The sequence below is a fragment of the Nesterenkonia aerolata genome, from assembly GCF_031470965.1.
In the GTDB taxonomy this organism is placed as follows: Bacteria; Actinomycetota; Actinomycetes; order Actinomycetales; family Micrococcaceae; genus Nesterenkonia; species Nesterenkonia aerolata.
The window spans coordinates 61,061-81,848 of the sequence record NZ_JAVKGR010000004.1 but is presented as its reverse complement, the minus strand read 5'-3'; the positions used below and the strand labels follow the sequence as shown (position 1 = coordinate 81,848).

Sequence of the window (20,788 nt, the reverse complement as noted above, 5' to 3'; positions counted from 1 at the left end):
TGTCGCTGAACACCGCCGCCGTCCATCCGCTGTTGGCTGATGTGCACGGCTGGCCGGACCCGCAGACCGACGAAGACCGTCTGGCGTTCTGGGCCCGCACCGCCGAACTCCTCGACTGGGACACCCCGTGGGAGACCGTGCGCCGGTGGACACCGCCGAACCCGCAGACCCGGCAGGGACCCGAGGCGGCCTGGTTCGAAGAAGGTCGGCTGAACGCGGCCGTGAACTGCGTGGACCGGCACGTCGCCGCCGGCCGCGGTGACACGGTGGCCCTGCATTTCGAGGGCGAACCCGGCGACCGCAGGGACGTCACCTACGCGCAGCTGCAGGAGGAGGTCTCCCGTGCCGCGAATGCGCTGACGGACTTAGGCATCGGCCCCGGTGACCGCGTGGTCATCTACCTGCCGGTGCTGGTGGAGACCATCGTCATCACACTGGCCTGCGCGCGGATCGGCGCGGTCCACTCGTTGGTCTTCGGCGGGTTCTCCGCTGAGGCGCTGAAGTTCCGCGTCGAGGACACCGGTGCGAAGCTGCTGGTCACCACCGACGGGCAGTTCCGCCGGGGCACCGCCGTTCCGGTCAAAGCCAATGCCGACGCCGCCGTGGCCGAGGCTGGCGTCAACAACGGCGGGCATCTGGAGCACGTGCTGGTCATCCGCCGCACCGGCTCTGAGATCTCCTGGACCGAAGGCCGGGATCTGTGGTGGCACGAGACGGTGGAGACCGCCTCACCGGTGCACTCCCCTGAGTCCTTCGACGCCGAGCATGACCTGTTCATCATGTACACCTCCGGCACCACCGGCAAGCCCAAGGGCCTGGTGCACACCACCGGCGGCTACCTCACTGGCGCGCTCTACACCTACCTGCGGCTCTTCGCCCACCCGGACCCCGCCCGGCGCGAGGGCGAGGTGCATTGGTGCACTGCGGACTTGGCCTGGGTGACCGCACACACCTATGAGATCTATGGGCCGCTCTCCGCCGGCGCCACCCAGGTCATCTTCGAGGGCACTCCGAACACTCCCCACCCGGGGCGGCACTTCGAGATCATCGCCCGTCACCGGGTCAGCACCTACTACACCGCGCCGACGCTGGTGCGCTCACTGATGGGCTGGTTCCCGGAGGGAATCCCGGCAGAATACGACCTGTCCTCTCTGCGGCTTGCCGGCACAGTGGGCGAGGCCGTCAACCCGGAGGCCTGGCACTGGATCCGCCAGCAGCTCGGCCGGGACGCCCGCGATGCCGAGGGCGCGCCCGCGCTGCCGATGGTGGACACCTGGTGGCAGTCCGAGACCGGGTCCACTGTGCTCTCCCCGCGGCCCGAGGATGCCGATCCCGCCACCGGCCACCGCCTGAAGCCCGGTTGGGCCGGACGTGCGATGCCGGGTACCGCGGTCGCCGTCGTCGATGAGTCTGGGGAGCCGGTGGCTCCGCACGTGCAGGGCAACATCGTGGTCACCACCCCGATCCCCTCGGCCGCACGCACTGTCTGGGGTGACCCGCAGCGGTTCTACACCTCGTACTGGGAGAAGTACGCCGACCGGGGCTGGTTCCTCGCCGGCGACGGCGCGAAGATCGACGAAGACGGTGATGTGCAGATCCTCGGCCGCATCGATGATGTCATCAACATCTCCGGGCACCGGCTCTCCACGATCGAGATCGAATCCGCGCTGGTCTCCCACCCCGACGTCGTCGAAGCCGGGGTCTGCCCGGTGGCCGATGCCACCACCGGCCACGCCGCCGTCGCCTTCGTGGTGCTCTCCGCCGGTGCCCAAGCTCGCATCGCCGATGACGCTGCCGCCGAGACTGAGCTGCTGAGCATGCTGCGCGCCCACGTCGGTGAGGTCATCGGCCCGGTGGCCAAACCACGGACCCTGATCCCCGTGCCCGAGGTGCCGAAGACCCGGTCCGGGAAGATCATGCGCCGGCTGCTGACTCAGCTCCACGATGGGCAGAAGCTCGGAGACACCACGAGCCTGCAGAACGAGCCCTGCGTCCCCGTGATCGACGAGATCTGCCGCGCCCGCGGCACTGCACAGACCCCCACAGCACAGGAGAGACGATGAACGACCGCCAGTTCGGATTCCGCACACGCGCGCTGCACGCCGGCGCAGTGCCGGACGCCGTCTACGGCACCCGTGCGGTGCCGATCCACCAGTCCACGTCCTTCGTGTTCAAGGACACCGACGACGCCGCCAACCTCTTCGCCCTGCAGAAGTACGGCAACATCTACTCCCGCATCGGCAACCCGACGGTGGCTGCCTTCGAGGAGCGGATTGCCGCGCTGGAGGGCGGCATCGGGGCCGTGGCGACGGCGTCGGGGATGTCCGCGGAGTTCCTGGTCTTCGCCGCGCTGTGCGGCTCCGGGGACCACATCGTCGCCTCCTCCAAGCTCTATGGAGGCACCATCACCCAGCTCGACGTCTCCCTGCGCCGCTTCGGCATCGAGACCACCTTCGTGGACTCCACCGACCCGGCGGACTTCGCCGCGGCGATCACCGAGAACACCAAGGTGGTCTACACCGAGACCGTCGCGAACCCCAGCTCCGACGTCGCCGACATCCCGGGTCTGGCCGAGGTCGCCCATGCCCGCGGGATCCCGTTGGTGGTGGACTCCACGCTGACCACTCCCTACCTGCTGCGGCCGATCGAGCACGGCGCCGACATCGTCGTCCACTCGGCGACGAAGTTCCTCGGCGGACACGGCACCACTCTGGGCGGAGTGATCGTCGAATCCGGTGAGTTCCCCTGGGACAACGGCAACTTCCCGCAGATGACCGAGCCGGTGGCCTCCTACGGGGGGCTCAGCTGGTGGGGGAACTTCGGCGAGTTCGGGTTCCTCACCAAGATCCGCGCCGAGCAGCTGCGCGACTTCGGCCCCTCGCTGACCCCGCAGGCGGCGTTCCAGCTCATCCAGGGGGTGGAGACCCTGCCGCAGCGGATCGACGCGCACATCGCCAACGCCCAGCGGGTGGCCGAGGCGCTCGAGGCGGATGAGCGGGTGCTCTCGGTGGAGTACGCCGGTCTGCCCTCGCACCGGGACCACGAGCTGGCCAAGCGGCTGCTGCCCCAGGGGGTCGGTTCAGTGTTCAGCTTCCGGCTGGCCGGGGGGCGAGAGGCCGGGGCACGGTTCATCGAGTCCCTGCAGCTGGCCTCCCATCTGGCCAACGTCGGCGATGTGCGCACCCTGGTGCTGCACCCGGGCTCGACCACCCATCAGCAGCTCAGCCCCGAACAGCTCGAGGCCGCCGGGATCCCTGAGGACCTCATCCGCATCTCGGTGGGCTTGGAGGACCCGGAGGACATCCTCTGGGATATCGACCAGGCACTGGAGGCCGCGCTGCACGGCGCTGGAGAGGACGGCGCTGCACAGGATGGTGCAGAACAGCGCGGCACTGCACAGGACGAAGGAGACGCACGATGACCACCACCGCACCCGTGGCAGAGCACCCGCACGGCATCTGGGAGCCGCCCTCGGCGGTGAGGCGGCTGCAGCTGATCTCGAACGCCGAGTCCGTGGCGATCGTCGGCGCTTCGAATAAACCCTCTCGGTCCAGCCACTTCGTCGCCACCTACCTGCTGAGCTCCTCGACCTTCCGGGTGTACTTCATCAACCCGACAGTCGATGAGATCCTCGGCCACCCGGTCTACGACTCGCTGCAGGACCTCCCCGAGTCCCCCGACATCGTCGACATCTTCCGCAAGCCGGCCGATGTGCCGAGCATCGTGGACGACGCCGTCGCCGTCGGGGCGAAGACCATCTGGATGCAGCTGGGCATCGAGAACACCGAGGCCGCCCAGCAGGCGAAGGACGCCGGGCTGGAGGCGGTGCAGAACCGCTGCCTGAAGATCGAACACGCCCGCTTCCACGGTGGACTGCACCTAGCCGGTTTCAACACCGGGGTGATCAGCTCCGCCCGGCAGAAACTCGATATCTGATTCGGGGCTTTCTGACCCGATGCATGAGGAGACAGAGATGACTACCACTCCCACTACACGGACCTTCGATCCGCTCGACCTGCGCGAGGCGTTCTCGCACTTCCCGCAGGGTGTGGTCGCCGTCGGCGCGCAGATCGACGGTGCCCCGCAGGCGCTGGTGGCGTCCACGTTCACCGTCGGGGTGTCCTTGGAACCGCCGCTGGTGACCTTCGCCGTGCAGCACACCTCCCAGACCTGGCCCCGGCTGCGCTCGGCCCCAGCCCTGGGGGTCAGCGTCATGGGACGTGATCAGTTCGGCCTGTGCCGTCAGCTGGCCTCGAAGGACCGGGCCTCCCGGTTCGACGGAGTCGACTACGCCATCGACGACGCCGGTGCCCTGACCCTCCCGGCGAGCCCGATGTGGCTGAGCACCCGGATCTACGACGAGGTCCGCGCCGGCGATCACGACATCGTCATCCTGGAGATCACCGACGTCGGATCGATTCCCGGTGCCGCGGGCATGGTCTTCCACCAGAGCTCCTTCAAGGAGCTCGCCGCCCTCGAGCTCTCGGCCTGAGGTGACAGTGCCTGTGTCTGCATCCGAACCTGCCGCATCCAGCAGCGCCGCATCCAGCAGTGCCGCGTCCCACCGTGCCGCGAAGCCGCTGATCCTCTCGGCGTTCCTGATGAACACCACCAGCCACATCCTCGGCGGAGCCTGGCGGCGTGAGACCGCGCAGCAGCACCGGTTCAACGAGCTTCAGCACTGGACGGAGCTGGTCCGCCGGTTGGAGGAGGCCGGGTTCGATCTGGCGTTCTTCGCCGATGTGGTCGGAGTCTACGGCGACCACGAGGGCGGATGGGCTTCGCATGTCCGCCGTGGCCTGCAGATCCCGGCCAACGACCCGCTGGTGCTGATCTCCGCGCTGGCGGCCTCGACCCAGCGGATCGGTCTGGCGATGACCTCCTCGGTCATCCAGGCACACCCGTTCACCTTCGCCCGGCAGCTCTCCACTCTGGACCACCTCTCCGGCGGACGAGTCGGCTGGAACGTGGTGACCTCGGCGACGGAGAACGCCCACCGCAACTTCGGCGGGGGTGGGCTCACCGCCCACGGCGACCGGTACGACTGGGCCGAGGAGTACCTCGACGTCGTCTATCAGCTGTGGGAGGGCTCCTGGGAGGACGGTGCCCTGCTGGCGGACAAGGCCCTGGAGCACGGGCGGGGCCGTGGGCTGCATGCTGATCCGGCGAAGGTGGCGAAGATCCACCACCGCTCAGCGCGGTATGAGATCGACGGGCCCCATCTCTCCGCACCGTCACCGCAGCGGACTCCGTATCTCTTCCAAGCCGGCTCCTCCGAGCGGGGCCGGGACGTGGCGGCGCGTCATGCCGAGGCCACGTTCTCCATGGCGCCGCGCCGGGATCTGGCCGCCGCGCATGCCGCCGACGTCCGCCGCCGGGCCGAGTCCTACGGGCGCCGGGCTGAGGATGTGGCGTTCATCCAGGGGCTGTCCTTCGTGATCGGTTCCACTGAGGCAGAGGCGAAAGCCAAGGCGGCCGAGCTCGATGAATCTCTGGACGTGCATGCGCTGATCGCTCACACCGCCGGCAGCCTCGGCGTCGACGTCGGCGGCCTGCCCATCGATACTCCGCTGGATGACCTGGAGACCGAGGGCGCACAGGGCCATCTGGGTGAGATCCGGAAGATGGCGCCCAACGGACGAGTGACCCTACGGGACCTGGCCACGTTCCGGGCCCAGGCGACCCGCGTGGTGGGCACCCCGGAGCAGATCGCCGATGAGCTGGCGGCCTGGCAGGCTGCCGGCATCGACGGGATCAACATCATCAATGCGGAGATCCCGGGAAGCTATGTGGAGTTCATCGACCACGTCCTGCCCGTGCTGCGGGAACGCGGGCTGGCCCGGCCGGCCCCGGATGCTGAAGCCCCTGCCCAGACACTGCGGGGCGCACTCACCGGCTCCGACCGGCTCCCGGAGTCTCACCCGGCGGCCCGCTACCGCGGCGCCTTCGCCGAGTACTCGGCGGCGGCCACGGAGGTTCCCCCAGGGCTCTGACCATGCCGGGGCCCGCGGTCAGCATCTGCCAGAGAGACCTCCCCTGTTTCTGAGACCCTGTTTCTGAGAACATCTCTGCCCTGCTGCTGAGAAGACCGCTGCACCGCACGGCCGGGACAGTTCCCGGGAACCTCCCTCCATCGATGGAGAGAATCTGGTGCCGCACACCGGCGTGTCGCGACCAGGTTCTCTCCCTCGATGACAAGTGGGAACCAAGCCTGCCTCGAAGGAGAGAATCTTGCACCCCAGACCCGGCGTGTCGGCACCAGATTCTCTCCCTCGATGCTGGGGCGGGCGGGCTGTCTCCGGGGGCCGATCCTCACCTGTCACGCTGGCCTCCTCCCTCACCCTCCGAGCGAGGCTCAGGTGTAGAGCGAGAGCGGCTGGTATTCGCCGTTGAGGTAGTGGGCCCCGACCTCGAGCTTCTTGTAGTCGACCGGGTCATGCAGGGAGTGGGTGCGGATATTGCGCCAGAACAGATCGAAGCCGATGGATGAGGCCGTCGACGACGTACCGGTCGCCTCAAAGATCCGATGGGTGAGGTCCGTGGCCAGCTCTGAACTGACCACCTTCACCTGGGCGATCTCCACAGCCAGCTCTCCCCGGACCTCCTCGGTGACGGCGTCACCGAGGTCGATGACCTCGTCGAACCGGCGGTTCACCCGGTCAGCCAGAGCCTCGACGGCGGCGGTCCGCGAGCGCAGCTCCCCGTAGAGCCGCTGGACGAACGGGTCATGGCGGTAACGGTCTGCCGGTGAGAGGAACCACGACGACGGGCGCGCATTCGTCAGCCGACGAGCCTCGGCCAGCGCACCCTCGGCAATACCGAGATACAGGTTCCCGAAGAACAGCTGGATCCCGGGGGTCACCAGTGTGGAGAACGGCTCATCGGTCAGCGAGCCGAGCACATCCTCCGGATGCACCGGCACCTGGTGGTAGACCACACTGTTCGAGGAGGAGAGCCGCTGCCCCAAGAAGTCCCAGTCATCGACGTACTCCACACCCTCGCGCCCATTCTCCAGGACGAACGCCAAAACAGTGCCAGACTCCGGCCCGGACTCCACACGGGCATTGACCAGCAGGGCATCCCCGACGGCGGAGCCGGTGGAGTACCGCTTCTTCCCTGTCAGCACGTAGCCGCCGTCGGGATGCGGCGCCAGACGCAGGTCCGGGTCCGTCGGGTTGACCGAATCGCCCCAGATCCACGCCTGCGGCACACTGCGACGGAACCACGGCTGACGCTCAGCCTCCTGCCGGACGGTGAAGGTGATGTTGCCGGCATTGATGTAGTGGTACGCCAGCACCTGGGCGATCGAGGCGTCCGCCCGCGCCAGGATGCGCACCACCCGAAAAGCGGTCTCCCAGTGCGCACCGCCACCGCCGTGCTCTCCCGGATCAAGCAGGGTGACCAGCCCTGAGTCTCTGAGCAGGGCGGCTTCACGGTGCGGGATCTCATTGGCGCGATCCCGGGCGAGCGCGTCCTCGGCGAGCCGGTCGGCCACCTGCTGAGCAACAGCGGACCACTGCTCGATCTCCTCAGCCTCCGCACGGCCGGACCAGTGACTCCGGGCCGCATTCTTCGTCTGGACCCGGGTGGTGTCTTGCCGGCTCATCGGCTCTGTCCTTCTGCTCGCACTGGCTCTCCCACGGTCCACAGCCGCACAGGCTCCGTGCCGTTGACCCGGTGATCACCGAGGATGCGGGCCTTGAACACCCACGGGTTATGGCTGGTCACAGTGCGCGCATTGCGCCAATGCCGGTCCAGCGCCTTCGGCGCGGCGACCCCGGAGGCTCCGAGGGCGTCGAAGATCTTCGTCACCGAGTCCAGAACCAGCCGGTGCAGTCCCACCTGCGCCCGTGCCGTGGCCAGTTCCACCTCGGTGGCCACACGCTGCTGGGACTGCTCGGACTCAGTACGGGTGGCTAAAGCGCGGTCAAGGCTGCGCGCGCTCTCCACCACGGAGGCCCGAGCCACCGCCGCAGCGGCGTCGACCTCCCCGACGACCTGCAGCAACTGCGGGTCAGCTGCGCTGTGCTCGGCATTCCCATGGGAGTAGACGCGGGTGCGGACCCGCACCTCACGACTAATATCCCGGGCCGCAGCCTCCGCGATGCCGGCGAGCACTGTCAGCAGAATGTGCTGGTAGAGCCCTGTCTGGTACGGAAAACGATCGGCCAGTTCACGGACTTCGCTCTGTGTCACCTCAGCCTCGTCGAGGGTGAGCCCACCGGATCCGGAGGTCCGCTGGCCGAAGCCGTTCCAGTCGTCCCGGACGTGCACACCGGGCTGATCCCGCCGGACCAGGACTCCCAGTTCACGGCCGTCTTCATCAGCGGCGGTGACATCCAGCCAGTCAGCGAAGATCGACCCCGTCGTATAGGCCTTCTCTCCAGAGATCCTCAGCCCATCGGGTGTGCGCCGGACGATGGTTCCGGAGTGGTGCAGCCCGCCGGCACCGGGCTCGGTCCAGGCGTTACCTGCCGATTGTCCCTGTCCGAGCAGCCGCAGCCACTGTGCGGCCGCCGGATCCTCCGGCCCGCGCCAGAGCGCCTCCTCTTCCACGGCCAGGTGGGCGCGCAGTGCTTGGAGCACATTGGAGTCCTCCGTGGCGAGCGCCAGAAGCACCTCTGTGGTCTGCACCCAATTGAGCCCGAAACCGCCGAACTCCTCAGGAACTCGCAGCCGCCCGATACCGGCGTCGAGCAGTGCGCGGATCTCCTGGAAGGCCAACGTCCGGTCCGTCTCGCGGCTCACCGCGCCATCGCCGAGTGCGGTGAGCGCCTGGCGCAGCGCGTCACTGATGGGGACATGCAGCAAGCCCGCAGCCTGACCAGGCACGTCGTAAGGGGTGGGTGGGTGCACAGAAACGCTCATCGCTCCTCCATCGATCCTGGCGGTAGCACCCGAGCCGATCCTCACAGAATCCCGGGTTGCTGCGGCGTCGTCGAGCCAGATCTCTCAGCCGCTCTGGATGGGTCGCACCTCACACTAATCCGGCGTGACCGAGTAGGTCACGCCGGACGTCACACTTCGACACAGCACGGTCTTCAACACCACGCCGTGCGCGCTGCGCTGCCTGCCCCGCAGGGCAGAGGCTGGCTCAGATCACCCCTTGGGCGATCACCGCATCGGCCACGCGCAGGAACCCGGTGATGTTCGCCCCGGTCACATAGTCGCCCTCACGGCCGTACTCGGCGGCGGTCTCCGCGCAGGCCGAGTGGATGTTCTCCATGATCTCGCTGAGCCGGGTGTCGGTGTAGTCGAAGGACCAGGTATCCCGAGAGGCGTTCTGCTGCATCTCCAGCGCCGAGGTCGCCACACCGCCGGCGTTGGCCGCCTTGCCCGGCCCGAAGAGCACCTCGGCCTCACGCAGCACCCGGTACCCCTCCGGAGTGGTGGGCATATTCGCGCCCTCGGCCACGGCAACCACACCGGCCTTGATGAGCTTCGCGGCGTCATCGGCGTCGAGTTCGTTCTGGGTCGCGCAGGGCAGGGCGATGTCGACGTCGGACTTCTCCGCCACGGCCCACACGTTGCGGCCTTCGAGGAACTCGGCGCGGTCCCGCTTCTCCACGTACTCGCTGATCCGCCCGCGCTGGGCCTCCTTGATCCGGCGCAGCAGGTTCAGGTCGATGCCGTCGGGGTCATAGACCGAGCCCGAGGAGTCCGAGGCGCCCAGGACGACGCCGCCGAGCTCCTGGATCTTCTGGATCGCGTAGATCGCCACGTTCCCGGAACCGGAGACCAGCACCTTCGCACCGTCGAAGCTGCGCCCGGTGGCCCGGAGCATGTGGTCGGTGAAGTAGACGGTGCCGTAGCCGGTGGCCTCCTTGCGCACCAGGGAACCACCCCAGGTGATACCCTTACCGGTGATCACCCCGGACTCCCAGCGCCCGGCGATCCGCTTGTACTGGCCGAAGAGGTACCCGATCTCACGCCCGCCGACGCCGATGTCCCCGGCGGGGATGTCCAGGTCATAGCCGATGTGGCGGTACGCCTCAGTCATGAACGACTGGCAGAACCGCATGATCTCGGCTTCGCTGCGCCCCTTGGGATCGAAGTCGGCCCCGCCCTTGCCGCCGCCGATGGGCAACCCGGTCAGCGCATTCTTGAAGGTCTGCTCGAAGCCGAGGAACTTCACCGTGCCGGCCAGCACCGTCGGATGGAAACGCAGACCGCCCTTATACGGTCCCAGCGCGGAGTTGAACTGCACCCGGAAGCCCCGGTTGATCTGCACCCGGCCGTCATCGTCCACCCAGGGCACCCGGAAGGTGATCTGCCGCTCAGGCTCGCAGATCCGCTCCAGGACGGAGGCCTCCACATACTGCGGGTGGTCGGCCAGGACGGGGTGGAGGGAGTCGAAGACTTCACGCACCGCTTGGTGGAACTCGTCCTCACCGGGGTTGCGTGAAATGACCTGCTCGTAGACCGACTCCAGATGATCGGTGGTGAGGCTCATGGGAGCTCCTTCCTGCGGGGATTCTGGTGTTCACACTAACAACCCCGCGGCGGATTCGGACCCCCACAGCGCTCAGCCGCCATCAGCTCCCGGCCCAGCCGAAGGCCGAGACACCGGTGAGCTCCCGGCCCAGCAGCAGTGCCTGCATCGACTCCGTACCCTCGTAGGTGTGCAGGGCTTCGATATCGGCGACGTGCTGGATAGCCCCGTGCTCGAGCAGGATCCCGTTGCCGCCGAGCATGTCCCGCGCGATCTGCGCCACCCGGCGGGCAGCACGGGTGTTGTGGTACTTCAGCATCGAGGCCTGCGTCGGGGTCATCGTCCCGGCCTCCTGCGCCCGGGCGACGGCGGCGGCCTGCAGCTGCATGGAGGTGATCGACTCCAGCATCTGGGCCAGCCGCTCCTGCACCATCTGCTGGGCGCCCAGTGGACGGCCGAACTGCACACGACTGCGGGCATACCGCAGAGCCGTCTCGAACAGTGCCACCGCGTGGCCCAGCGCAGACCAGCCGACGTTGACCCGGGTGGCGATCAGCACCGCGGCCGCGTCGGCGAAGCTGCGCGCTCCGGGCAGAAGCGCCTCATCCGGGACTCGGCACTCATCCAGGGTGATCAGCGACTGGTGGATCCCACGCAGCGCCCCCTTCTGCGTGATGGGCACCGCCGAGTAACCGGGAGCCTGCTGGTCCACGAGGAAGCCGCGCACTGCGCCGTCGTCGTCCCTGGCCCAGACGACCGTCACTCCCCCGCCGCTGCCGTTGCCGATCCATTTCTTCTGCCCGTTCAGGGTCCACCCGTCACCGTCACGCCGGGCCGTGGTGGCCAGGGCCACCGAATCGGAGCCGTGGTCAGGCTCGGTCAGGGCGAAGGCGCCGAGCAGCTCACCGGTGGCCAGCCGGCGCAGGTACTGCTCCCGCTGGACCGGGGAGCCGAGGTCCGCCACCGCCCGCAGCGCCAGCCCGCCCTGGACCGCACAGGCCGCGGCCAATGAGCCGTCCACCCTGGAGATCTCCAGGGCGACGAAGCCTGCGGCCAGCGGGGAGAGCCGCTCCATCCCGGGCACCTCCACGCCGTCGGTGATCAGTCCGGCTTCGGCCACCTGCTGGACTAAGTGCACCGGATAGTCCGCCGTGTGCCAGGCCGCGGCCAGCTCGTCAGCCATCGGAGCGACCAGTTCACGGGCCCGCCGGTGCACGGCGAGGTCATGCGCGGTCGCCTGGGCGAATGCGCCCAGGTGGTCGATGTCCAACGGTGCTCGCAGGTCCTCTTCGATCTCCGGGGTCAGCCGCTGCTGCGGTCCGCCGCCCTCAGCCGAACTCACGGCGCAGCTCCCGCTTCAGCAGCTTGCCCGACTGGTTGCGGGGAAGCTCGGCGACGAACTCCACCGCCTTGGGCACTTTGAAGTCCGCCAGCCGACGTTTCACGTGCGCCTGGACCTCTTCAGCAGTGAGCTGCACCCCGTCCTTGAGGACGACGAAGGCCGTGATCGCCTCGATCCACCGGTCATCCGGCAGCCCGACGACGGCGACCTCCGCGACCCCGTCGATCTCGTAGATGCAGTCCTCCACAGCACGCGGAGCCACCAGCACCCCGCCGGTGTTGATGACGTCCTTGATGCGGTCGACGACTTCGATGTACCCGCGGGAGTCACGCACCACCTGATCACCGGAGCGGAACCAGCCGCCCGCGAAGGCCTCCGCCGTCGCCTCGGGTTTGCGCCAGTAGCCGGAGCAGACCTGCGGGGAGCGGTACTGGATCTCTCCGGGTTCACCGGTGGCCACCGGGTTGCCGTCGAAGTCCACCACGCGGACTTCGACGTGGTGGACCGGCCGGCCGCAGGAGGCCGGACGGGCTTCGTGATCCTCCGGGCGCAGCACACAGGTCAGCGGGCCGAGCTCGGACTGACCGAAGCAGTTATAGAAGCCGAGCTTGGGGAACATCGTCCGTAGGCGGTCCAGCACGGGCGTCGGCATGATCGAGGCACCGTACTGAGCCTTGACGAGTGAGCTGAGATCGAAAGGTCCCAGATCGTCACGGTTGGCCAGCGGCACCCAGACCGTCGGGGCGAGGAACAGTGAACCGATGCGCTCGGCGTCGATCTGTCGCAGCACCTCGTCGATCACTGGCTTGCGGATGATGCGCGCCGTGGCGCCCAAGGAGAGATAGGGCATCAGGAACACGTGCATCGCCGCCGAGTGGTACAGGGGCATGGCGATCAGCGGCCGGTCATCCTCAGTGAGGTCCAGGGCGATGATCGCCGAGACATACTCAGCCAGCAGCGCCCGATGGCTCATCATCGCGCCCTTCGGCGCGGAGGTGGTGCCGGAGGTGTAGAGCAGCTGGACGATCTCTTCCGGGTCCGCCGGCTGCTCGGGAGCCGACGAGCTCTGTGGTGCACCGGCAGTCTCACCCACATCATCCTCCGCCGCCTCTCCGGCGAGGATGCCGGAGACCGCGATCAGCAGATCCGGCAGCGAGTCCGGCCCAGTGAGCGTCTCCGCGGGCTCCAGCGGGATCACCTGCTCCAGATCGGCCGCCGCACCTGCGGCGCGCACCTCGGAGACCAGCGGCAGCAGCTCCGGCTCGACGAAGACCACGCGGGCCTGGGAGTCCTCGAGCAGGTAGGTCAGCTCATCGCCCTTGAGCGCGAAGTTCACTGGCACGTGGATGAACCCGCCGCGGGCGCAGGCCAGGAACAGCACCACGTAGAGGTCCGAGTTCGCGCCGAAGGCGGCGACCCGATCCCCGCGCTGCAGCCCCAGACGGTGCAGCTGATCGGCCAGCAGCGTCACCGCGGCGTCGAGCTGACGATAACTCCAGCTGCGTTCCTCGAAGCGCAGGGCCACGGCTCGTCCGTAGGTGTCAGCGCTGCGGTGCAGCAGTGTGGACAGCGTCCCGGCCGAAGCGGCTGCAGGCACATGCTGAGTCACCTCATGGACAGTGGCACGGGTGGCTTCGGTCATGTCTGTCATGGTCATGCGCGGTTCTCCGTCTGCAGGTTCTCGATGATGGTCACATTCGCCTGGCCGCCGCCTTCGCACATGGTCTGCAGCCCGTAACGGCCTCCTGTGCGTTCCAGCTCGTGCAGCAGCGAGGTCATCAGCCGGGCTCCGGTGGCGCCGATGGGGTGGCCCAGGGCGATGGCCCCACCGTTGACGTTGACCGTGGCCGGGTCGGCGTCGAGTTCGCGCATCCAGGCCAGCACCACGGAGGCGAAGGCCTCATTGATCTCGATCAGATCGATGTCCTCCAGGCTCATCCCGACCCGGTCCAGGGCGTAGCGGGTGGCGGGAATGGGGGCGCTGAGCATCATGATCGGGTCATCGGCGCGGGCTGAGATGTGGTGGATCCGTGCTCGCGGACTCAAGCCGTGGCGCTGCACCGCCGCCTCGGAGGCGATCAGCAGAGCGGCCGCACCGTCTGACATCTGTGAGGCCGTAGCGGCGGTGAGGCTGCCGCCGGGGCGGATCGGCTCCAGTGAGGCCATCTTCTCCCGGTCCGGGGTCCTCGGCCCTTCGTCGGCGGCGACGCCGAAGACCGGCAGGATCTCGCGGTCGAAGCGGCCTTTCTCTTGGGCAGCCAAGGCCCGGCGGTGGGATTCGACGGCGAAGTCCTCCAGCTCATCACGGCTGAGCCCCCACCTCTCGACCATCATCTCCGCACCGATGAATTGCGAGATCTCCTGCTCTCCGTAGCGAGACTGCCAGCCGTGCGAGCCGTCGAAGGGAGTCGCGAAGCCGTAGGGTTCGGCGAGCGTATTGCTGATCGACAGCGGGATCGCGCTCATCGACTGCACTCCCCCGGCGACGATGAGATCTGAGGTTCCCGACATCACCGCCTGCGCGGCGTAGGAGATGGCCTGCTGACCAGAGCCGCACTGCCGCTCCACCGTGGTACCGGGCACAGCCTCGGAGAGACCGGCAGTGAGCCAGGCGTTGCGAGCGATGTCCATGCCCTGCGGCCCGATCTGATCGATGCAGCCGAGGATGACTTCATCGACGGCGGCGGAATCCTCCAGATGGCGGGTGACGATCTCCCGCAGCGGGGCGGCGGCCAGGTCCAGAGGGTGGACGCCGCTGAGCCCGCCGCGGCGTCGGGCCACCGGGGTCCGGACGGCGTCGACGATATAGGCCTCGGTCATGGAGCACTCCTATCGATATGCAAGAATGAGATCCAGCTCACAATACGAAACTGTAGACGATCGTACTGTTCCCTGTACATACCTGCTCCTGAAGAAGGTGTGCATGACCTTTACCAGACGGCCCGGGCCCCGCACTGCGCGGCAGCAGGAACTCTTCGACGAGCTGCTGCGCGCCTTCCTCGCCGAAGGGTTCGCCGACTTCACCATCGATTCCGCCGCCGTGACCCTGCGCTGCTCCAAGACGACGATCTACTCACTGGGACGCACGCGCGAGGAACTCATCCGGCGGGTGATCATCGAGTTCTTCCGAGACGTGGCCGAGCGCTCCTCCGCCGAACTGCACACCGAGAACCCGGCCACCGTCCGGCTGCGGCGGTACCTGGGCGCGATGGCCGAGGCTCTGCGGCCAGCCTCACCACAGTTCATGCGCGAAGTCGCCACCCACCCGCTGGCCGAAGGGATCTACCGGGAGAACATCGAGGTGGTCTCCTGTCGGCTGCAGCAGCTGCTGGCAGAGGGTATGGCCAGCGGAGAGCTGCGGCAGGTGCCCGCACAGTTCGTCGCCTCAGTGGCGACTCTGACGATGGGACATATCCAGCAGCAAGCAGGGCTCGGGGAGGTCGACGGCGGCGAGGCCTACCGGCAGCTCGGGGCGCTGCTGGTGGATGGGATCACCGCACGGCCGGATGCCGGTAAGCGGTATTCAGCCGTCGATCAGGTCGCGGACGGCGACGACCTCGTCGCGCCCGGGACCGACGCCGACGCCTGAAATCGGTGTGGCCGAAAGCTTCTCCAGCGCGAGCACGTAGTCCCGTGCGTTGGTCGGCAGGTCATCGAGAGTGCGGGCTGAGGAGATGTCCTCAGTCCAGCCGTCGAAGTATTCGAAGACCGGCACGGCGTGGTGGAACTCGGTCTGAGTCATCGGCATCTCCTCATGCCGAACCCCGTCGATCTCATAGGCCACACAGACCGGGATGCGCTCAATGCCGGTGAGCACATCGAGCTTAGTGAGGAAGTAGTCGGTGAACCCGTTGATGCGTGCCGCATAGCGGGCCATGACCGCATCGAACCATCCGCAGCGGCGCGGCCGCCCGGTGTTGACGCCGAACTCCCCGCCGGTGCGCTGCAGGTATTCACCCCACTCGTCGAACAGCTCCGTGGGGAACGGCCCGGCGCCCACGCGGGTGGTGTAGGCCTTGACCACTCCGATGGAGCGGGCGATGCGGGTGGGGCCGATGCCCGAACCCACTGAAGCGCCGCCGGCAGTGGGATTGGAGCTGGTGACGAACGGGTAGGTGCCGTGGTCGACGTCGAGGTAGGTGGCCTGCCCGCCCTCCATGAGCACGACCTTGCCGTCGTCGAGTGCGTCATTGAGCAGGATCGTGGTGTCGACGACCATCGGCCGCAGACGTTCGGCATAGGAGAGGAAGTATTCGGCGATCTCATCGACAGTGATGGAGCGACGGTTGTAGAGCTTGACCAGCAGCTCGTTCTTCTGCCGCAGCGCCCCTTCGATCTTCTGCCGCAGGATCGACTCGTCGAAGATGTCCTGGACTCGGATGCCCAACCGGGCGACCTTGTCCATATACGTGGGGCCGATTCCGCGGCCCGTGGTACCGATGGCCCGCTTGCCGAGGAACCGTTCGGTGACCTTGTCCATGGTCTGGTGGTACGGAGCGACCAGATGCGCATTGGCGGAGATCCGCAGGTGGGAGCAGTCATGGCCGCGGGCTTCGAGGCCGTCGATCTCCTCGAACAGCGCTTCAAGGTTGACCACGACCCCGTTACCGATGACCGGAGTGGCGTTGGGTGAGAGGATCCCGGCCGGCAGCAGCTTCAGCTCGAACTTCTCCCCGCCGACGACGACGGTATGGCCGGCGTTGTTGCCGCCGTTGGGCTTGACCACGTAGTCCACACGGCCGCCGAGCAGATCTGTGGCCTTGCCCTTGCCCTCATCGCCCCACTGGGCGCCGACGATCACGATCGCTGGCATGAGTCTCCTCCATAGGCGCTGGTCGTCTGACGCCTGCGCAAGTCTACCAAGCAGCAGGGACCGAGCCGTCTGAACCCAGGCGATCAGCTGCGGGGTGCCGATGCCCCATCGACGAACGCCGCGGTTACCTCGTCGTGTCAGGCTCCCCGGTGTAGGGCAGGACCGTCTCCCCGGAGCCGAAGTCACCGGAGGAGATGACCCCCAACGTGCCGTCCTGCTGCAGGATGACCGCCTCGACCGTATCCATCGCACCGAGCCCGGCCTGCCGGGCAGCGGTGTGCACATCATCCTCGACCAGCTGGTGGACACGCATCGCCCGGCGCTGGAACTGACCGCGGTAATAGACCAGCACCGGCTGTGAATCCACCATGTGACGCACCTTCGGCGAGCGCCGTCGGACCCACGCCAGCACCCAGTGCAACAGCACCAGCATCACCAGAGTGAGCAGCATCTGCACCAGGGGCACGTCAGGGGCCGTGATCGTCCGGCCAAAGGCCGAACCGATCGTCACCGCCATGATCAGGTCCAGAGGGGTCATCGCCGCAGTAGTGCGCGGGCCGGTGATCCGCAGCAGAAGCAGCAGCGCCAGATAGCCGACTGTGACGGTGAGCAGCGTATGGACGATGGGGTCCCATCCGTCCCAGAACTGTGTGATGTCCATGCGAGGAGCCTGTCATGTCAGCCGGGTCGTGTCGATCCGCCATACGGCGCTGAGCTGGGACGATGCGGTGTCAGTGTCGGTGATCGGACTCAGGCGTTGGCGCGCTGATCGGTCCCTGCCCCGCGGCGACGCAGCTCGACGGTGGCACCGGCTTCGGCGGCCTCGTCTGCGGCGTCTCCAGCTGAGGCCCCCAGGACGGTGAACCCGGCGTCGCGGATCATGGCCAGATCCGCCTCGGCATCCTGCCCTTCGGAAGTGAGGTAGTCCCCGAGGAAGATCGAATTGGCCACCTCCAGGCCGATCGGCTGCAGCGCGCGCAGGTGCATCTCCCGGCCGCCGGCGATCCGCAGCTCCTTCTCCGGACACGCCATCCGCACCACCGCGAGGATGCGCAGGCACTCCAGCGGAGTGAGCTCCCAGTACCCCTCCAACGGCGTGCCGTCGAAGGGCATGAGGAAGTTCACCGGGATGGAGTCGGCGTCGAGCGCGCGCAGGGCGAGGATCGCCTCGACCAGCTGGGCGTGGGTCTCCCCCATCCCGGCGATCAGCCCCGAGCAGGGCGAGAGGCCGGCGTCGTCGGCGCGGGTGACGGTGTCTACGCGGTCGGCGTAGGTGTGGGAGGTGCAGATCTCCGGGTACTTGGACTCGGCGGTGTTGAGGTTGTGATTATAGGCGTCGACGCCCGCCTCGCGCAGCCGCTGCGCCTGCCCGTCCTTCAGGAAGCCGAGACAGGCGCAGACCTCCACCCGCGGGTGCTGCTGCTTCAGGTCACCAACCATCCCGGCGACCCGCTCGACGTCGCGGTCGGTGGGGCCGGTGCCGGAGGCGACCATGCAGACCCGTGAGGCGCCGCCGGCGATGCCGAAGCCGGCCTGGCGCACGGCCTCCTCGGGCTTCAGCCAGGTGTACTTGAGGATCTCGGCCTCGGTGCCCAGCCGCTGGGAGCAGTAGGTGCAGTTCTCCGGACACAGCCCGGTCTTGAGGCTGACCAGGTAGTTCACCTTCACCGTGCGGTCGAAGTGGCGACGCCGCAGGCGCGAGGCCGCAGCGACGAGGCGGAAGGTGGCCTCATCGGGCGTGGCGAGCAGGGACTCGGCTTCCTCTGCGGTGAGGATGTGGCCGGCCTCGATGCGGTCGACGAGTGCCTCGGGGTCGCACGGCATGGCAGCTCCTGGCGTGGGGGACGACGGGCCCTCCGAGCATACCTGAACAGTGTTCAGGTGGGTGGCGAGCGGTGTCGGTGCGGCGGACGCGGAGCCCGGCGCCCCCATCGCGCCACCATCGCGCAGATCCCATCCTTGTGCAGGCGTCCCCTCCCTATAGGGATGGGATCTCCGCACAAGGATGGGACGCCGGAAACTGGAGCTGCAGAAGGATGGGATGCGGGACGCTGGGGCTGCACAACGATGGGACGCGCGCAACGGGAGCGCCGACGACGGCCCGCACCGCAACCCAGCCGGCCCAGGTCCGCACCGCCTCGGCCGAGACCCTCACCGACAAAAGTTAGTCCAATGGTCTTGATTTTGAGAGTGGCCTGTGTCTCAATGGACGCGTGACTAAGTACCACGCAGTGCGTGACCAGCTCCTGGACCGTCTCGACGACATGACCGCCGGCGACCAGTTCCCGCCGGAGCGTGACCTCGCCCTGGAGCTCGGCGTCTCTCGGATGACGCTGCGTCGAGCCATTGATGAGCTGGTCACCCGCGGCGCGGTGCGCCGACGCCATGGCTCCGGCGTCTTCGCCTTAGGCCCGAAGCTCGACCAGGCCCTCATCGCCAGCTCCTTCACCGAGCACATGCGAGCCCGGGGCCTCACCCCCGGCGCCCGAACGCTGAGTTTCGAGATCTCCCCCGCGGGATCCCGTACTCAACGCCAGCTGGGCCTGAGGGAGGGCGCAGAGGTCGTCGCCATCTCGCGACTGCGCCTCGCGGACGACGAACCGATCGCCCTAGAGGACCTCAACGTGTCCCGCGCGCTGCTGCCGGATCTGCGCGCCGAGCAGCTGGAAGACCGTTCCTTCTACGAGCTGCTGCGGGAGCAACACGGCATCCACGTGGCCCACAGCATCCAGACCATCGAACCTACCGTCCTCGACGACGAGGAGGCCGGCCATCTCGACGTACCCGTCCACACGCCGGCCCTGCTCTTCGAACGGACCTCGTGTGATGCGGACGGCACCCCGATCGAATTCGTCCGGTCGGTCTACCGCGGCGACCGCTACAAGATCCGCACCGAACTCACCGTGCCCCACCCTACGGGCCGCGGCACTCAGCAGGACGCCACAGACGGGAGGAGGCCATGATCATCGCCGGACTCATGACGGGCACCTCCGCCGACGCGCTCGACGTCGCCCTCGTGGAATTCCGCACCGAGGAGCCCTCCCTCGGCGAACAGGCCAGCGGGCCGACCCTCAGTATGCGCCTGCTCGCCTTTAGGGAGGCGCCCCTCGAGGAGGAGCTCGCCCTGGACATCCTCCGTCTGCTGGAGCCCGACGATGTCCCGCTCCAGCTGGTCAGCAGCGTAGACGCCCGCCTGGGCCAGTTCGCCGCCGACGCCGTGGAGGTCCTGTGCCGGGAGATCGGGACCAGCTGCGACCTGGTGGTCTCGCACGGACAGACCATCCTCCACGACGTCGTAGACGGCTCCGTGACCTCCACTCTCCAGCTCGGGCAGCCGGCCTGGATCGCCGAGGCCACCGGTGCTCCCGTACTCTCCGACGTCCGCTCCCGGGACGTGGCCGCCGGCGGGCAGGGGGCACCGCTGGCGAGCATTCTCGACCATCTGCTGCTGGCCAACGGAAAAACCCCGACAGCGCTGCTCAACCTGGGCGGGATCGCCAACTTGACCGTGGCCTCCCCGGGCGCGGAGACCATCGCCTTCGACACAGGACCGGCTAACGCACTGATCGACCTGATGGCCCGCCGCATCACCGGCGACCCGCGCGGCATCGACCACGACGGCGCCCTAGCCGCCCGGGGTACCGCTGACCCGATGCTGCTGGAGGACCTCCTCGCCGACCCCTACTACGCCGCCCCCGCCCCCAAGTCCACCGGCAAGGAGCACTTCCACTCCGACTACCTGGACAGCCGTCTGGAGCGTCGCCGCGCCGCAGACCCCACTCTCGACGACGTCGACGTCATCGCCACCCTGACCACGCTGACCGCCCGCACCGTCGCCCGGGCCTGCCGGGACCACGGCGTGCGGCGCGTCGTCGCTTCGGGCGGCGGGACCCGGAACCCGACGCTCATGGCGCTGCTGCGCACCGAATTGGAGGTCGCGTTCGGGGCCGACGTCAACCTCCGCACCACCGACGAGGCCCTCGCCCTACCTGGGGACGCCAAGGAGGCCTGCTTGATGGCTCTGCTCGGCTGGCTCAGCTGGCACAGCCTGCCCGCCACTCTGCCCAGCGTCACCGGTGCCGCTCGCGGCACCATCGCCGGGCGCCTCACCCCGGGCCGAGGCCCGCTCCAGCTGCCCCCGCCCCTGCACCGCATGCCGACCAACCTCCGGGTGGTCGGAGGGCCCAGAAAGTGAGATGAC

General features: G+C 68.0%; 17 protein-coding genes and 1 riboswitch. Of the genes, 8 read left to right on the top strand and 9 right to left on the bottom strand.

What is annotated here, in order from left to right; translation table 11 throughout:
- Window positions 1-5 precede the first annotated feature (5 nt).
- The 5 genes from acs to RIL96_RS05405 all read left to right on the top strand — a co-directional run bounded on the left by acs (window position 6) and on the right by RIL96_RS05405 (window position 5,993).
- On the top strand, window positions 6-2,063 hold the full coding sequence (gene acs, locus RIL96_RS05425; protein ID WP_310548090.1) for an acetate--CoA ligase: 2,058 nt from the start codon (window positions 6-8) through the stop codon (window positions 2,061-2,063).
- Complete coding sequence (locus tag RIL96_RS05420) at window positions 2,060-3,421, top strand: O-acetylhomoserine aminocarboxypropyltransferase/cysteine synthase family protein (protein ID WP_310547996.1); 1,362 nt, start codon at window positions 2,060-2,062, stop codon at window positions 3,419-3,421. The genes acs and RIL96_RS05420 overlap by 4 nt, the downstream gene beginning before the upstream one ends.
- Complete coding sequence (locus RIL96_RS05415) at window positions 3,418-3,936, top strand: CoA-binding protein (protein WP_310547995.1); 519 nt, start codon at window positions 3,418-3,420, stop codon at window positions 3,934-3,936. The genes RIL96_RS05420 and RIL96_RS05415 overlap by 4 nt, the downstream gene beginning before the upstream one ends.
- A 37-nt stretch (window positions 3,937-3,973) precedes the next feature.
- Entirely contained in the window at window positions 3,974-4,492 is a 519-nt protein-coding gene (locus tag RIL96_RS05410) for a flavin reductase family protein (protein ID WP_310547994.1), read from the top strand.
- 88 nt (window positions 4,493-4,580) lie between these two features.
- Window positions 4,581-5,993 (top strand): NtaA/DmoA family FMN-dependent monooxygenase, encoded by a 1,413-nt coding sequence (locus RIL96_RS05405; protein WP_310548089.1) that lies wholly within the window; start codon window positions 4,581-4,583, stop codon window positions 5,991-5,993.
- A 362-nt stretch (window positions 5,994-6,355) separates the two neighbouring features.
- Here RIL96_RS05405 and RIL96_RS05400 read toward each other — a convergent pair whose 3' ends face one another.
- The 6 genes from RIL96_RS05400 to RIL96_RS05375 form a co-directional block, all read right to left on the bottom strand.
- Window positions 6,356-7,606 carry an acyl-CoA dehydrogenase family protein gene (locus RIL96_RS05400; RefSeq protein ID WP_310547993.1) on the bottom strand — a complete coding sequence of 417 codons (1,251 nt, stop codon included), beginning with the start codon at window positions 7,604-7,606 and terminating at the stop codon, window positions 6,356-6,358.
- Complete coding sequence (locus RIL96_RS05395) at window positions 7,603-8,868, bottom strand: acyl-CoA dehydrogenase family protein (RefSeq protein ID WP_310547992.1); 1,266 nt, start codon at window positions 8,866-8,868, stop codon at window positions 7,603-7,605. The genes RIL96_RS05400 and RIL96_RS05395 overlap by 4 nt, the downstream gene beginning before the upstream one ends.
- Window positions 8,869-8,872: 4 nt before the next feature.
- A riboswitch (SAM riboswitch) is annotated at window positions 8,873-8,972 on the bottom strand.
- 122 nt (window positions 8,973-9,094) lie between these two features.
- The gene (gene gdhA, locus RIL96_RS05390; protein ID WP_310547991.1) at window positions 9,095-10,453 is read right to left on the bottom strand and encodes an NADP-specific glutamate dehydrogenase; all 1,359 of its coding nucleotides are present in this window, start codon (window positions 10,451-10,453) and stop codon (window positions 9,095-9,097) included.
- Between the two features lie 82 nt (window positions 10,454-10,535).
- Window positions 10,536-11,774, bottom strand: a complete 1,239-nt coding sequence (locus RIL96_RS05385) for an acyl-CoA dehydrogenase family protein (protein WP_310547990.1) — start codon at window positions 11,772-11,774, stop codon at window positions 10,536-10,538.
- Window positions 11,761-13,425, bottom strand: coding sequence for a fatty acyl-CoA synthetase (locus RIL96_RS05380; RefSeq protein ID WP_374761855.1), 1,665 nt, complete (start codon window positions 13,423-13,425; stop codon window positions 11,761-11,763). The genes RIL96_RS05385 and RIL96_RS05380 overlap by 14 nt, the downstream gene beginning before the upstream one ends.
- A gap of 2 nt (window positions 13,426-13,427) precedes the next feature.
- The gene (locus RIL96_RS05375) at window positions 13,428-14,594 is read right to left on the bottom strand and encodes an acetyl-CoA C-acetyltransferase (protein WP_310547988.1); all 1,167 of its coding nucleotides are present in this window, start codon (window positions 14,592-14,594) and stop codon (window positions 13,428-13,430) included.
- Between the two features lie 103 nt (window positions 14,595-14,697).
- Between RIL96_RS05375 and RIL96_RS05370 the strand changes: the two genes are divergently transcribed.
- Window positions 14,698-15,363, top strand: a complete 666-nt coding sequence (locus RIL96_RS05370; RefSeq protein WP_310547987.1) for a TetR/AcrR family transcriptional regulator — start codon at window positions 14,698-14,700, stop codon at window positions 15,361-15,363.
- Here the strand turns inward: RIL96_RS05370 and RIL96_RS05365 are convergent.
- From RIL96_RS05365 to bioB, 3 genes are all read right to left on the bottom strand, one after another.
- A complete protein-coding gene (locus RIL96_RS05365; protein ID WP_310547986.1) occupies window positions 15,298-16,587 on the bottom strand; it encodes an adenylosuccinate synthase in 1,290 nt (429 codons plus the stop codon). The genes RIL96_RS05370 and RIL96_RS05365 overlap by 66 nt on opposite strands.
- 124 nt (window positions 16,588-16,711) lie before the next feature.
- Window positions 16,712-17,248, bottom strand: coding sequence for a DUF421 domain-containing protein (locus RIL96_RS05360; RefSeq protein WP_310547985.1), 537 nt, complete (start codon window positions 17,246-17,248; stop codon window positions 16,712-16,714).
- A gap of 89 nt (window positions 17,249-17,337) precedes the next feature.
- Entirely contained in the window at window positions 17,338-18,411 is a 1,074-nt protein-coding gene (bioB, locus tag RIL96_RS05355; protein WP_310547984.1) for a biotin synthase BioB, read from the bottom strand.
- A 389-nt stretch (window positions 18,412-18,800) separates the two neighbouring features.
- On the opposite strand from bioB, the gene RIL96_RS05350 reads away from it, so the two are divergent.
- Together RIL96_RS05350 and RIL96_RS05345 are read left to right on the top strand one after the other, a co-directional pair.
- Entirely contained in the window at window positions 18,801-19,550 is a 750-nt protein-coding gene (locus tag RIL96_RS05350) for a GntR family transcriptional regulator (protein ID WP_310547983.1), read from the top strand.
- A complete protein-coding gene (locus RIL96_RS05345; protein ID WP_310547982.1) occupies window positions 19,547-20,782 on the top strand; it encodes an anhydro-N-acetylmuramic acid kinase in 1,236 nt (411 codons plus the stop codon). Before RIL96_RS05350 ends, RIL96_RS05345 begins: the two co-directional genes overlap by 4 nt.
- The last annotated feature ends 6 nt before the right edge of the window (window positions 20,783-20,788 follow it).

Excerpts from the sequence above, each read along its gene's own strand:
- RIL96_RS05420 (WP_310547996.1), top strand. The coding sequence starts at position 2,060 with ATGAACGACCGCCAGTTCGGATTCCGCACACGCGCGCTGCACGCCGGC.
- RIL96_RS05415 (WP_310547995.1), top strand. The coding sequence starts at position 3,418 with ATGACCACCACCGCACCCGTGGCAGAGCACCCGCACGGCATCTGGGAG.
- RIL96_RS05410 (WP_310547994.1), top strand. The coding sequence starts at position 3,974 with ATGACTACCACTCCCACTACACGGACCTTCGATCCGCTCGACCTGCGC.
- RIL96_RS05400 (WP_310547993.1), bottom strand. The coding sequence starts at position 7,606 with ATGAGCCGGCAAGACACCACCCGGGTCCAGACGAAGAATGCGGCCCGG.
- RIL96_RS05395 (WP_310547992.1), bottom strand. The coding sequence starts at position 8,868 with ATGAGCGTTTCTGTGCACCCACCCACCCCTTACGACGTGCCTGGTCAG.
- gdhA (WP_310547991.1), bottom strand. The coding sequence starts at position 10,453 with ATGAGCCTCACCACCGATCATCTGGAGTCGGTCTACGAGCAGGTCATT.
- RIL96_RS05380 (WP_374761855.1), bottom strand. The coding sequence starts at position 13,425 with ATGACAGACATGACCGAAGCCACCCGTGCCACTGTCCATGAGGTGACT.
- RIL96_RS05375 (WP_310547988.1), bottom strand. The coding sequence starts at position 14,594 with ATGACCGAGGCCTATATCGTCGACGCCGTCCGGACCCCGGTGGCCCGA.
- RIL96_RS05370 (WP_310547987.1), top strand. The coding sequence starts at position 14,698 with ATGACCTTTACCAGACGGCCCGGGCCCCGCACTGCGCGGCAGCAGGAA.
- RIL96_RS05365 (WP_310547986.1), bottom strand. The coding sequence starts at position 16,587 with ATGCCAGCGATCGTGATCGTCGGCGCCCAGTGGGGCGATGAGGGCAAG.
- RIL96_RS05360 (WP_310547985.1), bottom strand. The coding sequence starts at position 17,248 with ATGGACATCACACAGTTCTGGGACGGATGGGACCCCATCGTCCATACG.
- bioB (WP_310547984.1), bottom strand. The coding sequence starts at position 18,411 with ATGCCGTGCGACCCCGAGGCACTCGTCGACCGCATCGAGGCCGGCCAC.
- RIL96_RS05345 (WP_310547982.1), top strand. The coding sequence starts at position 19,547 with ATGATCATCGCCGGACTCATGACGGGCACCTCCGCCGACGCGCTCGAC.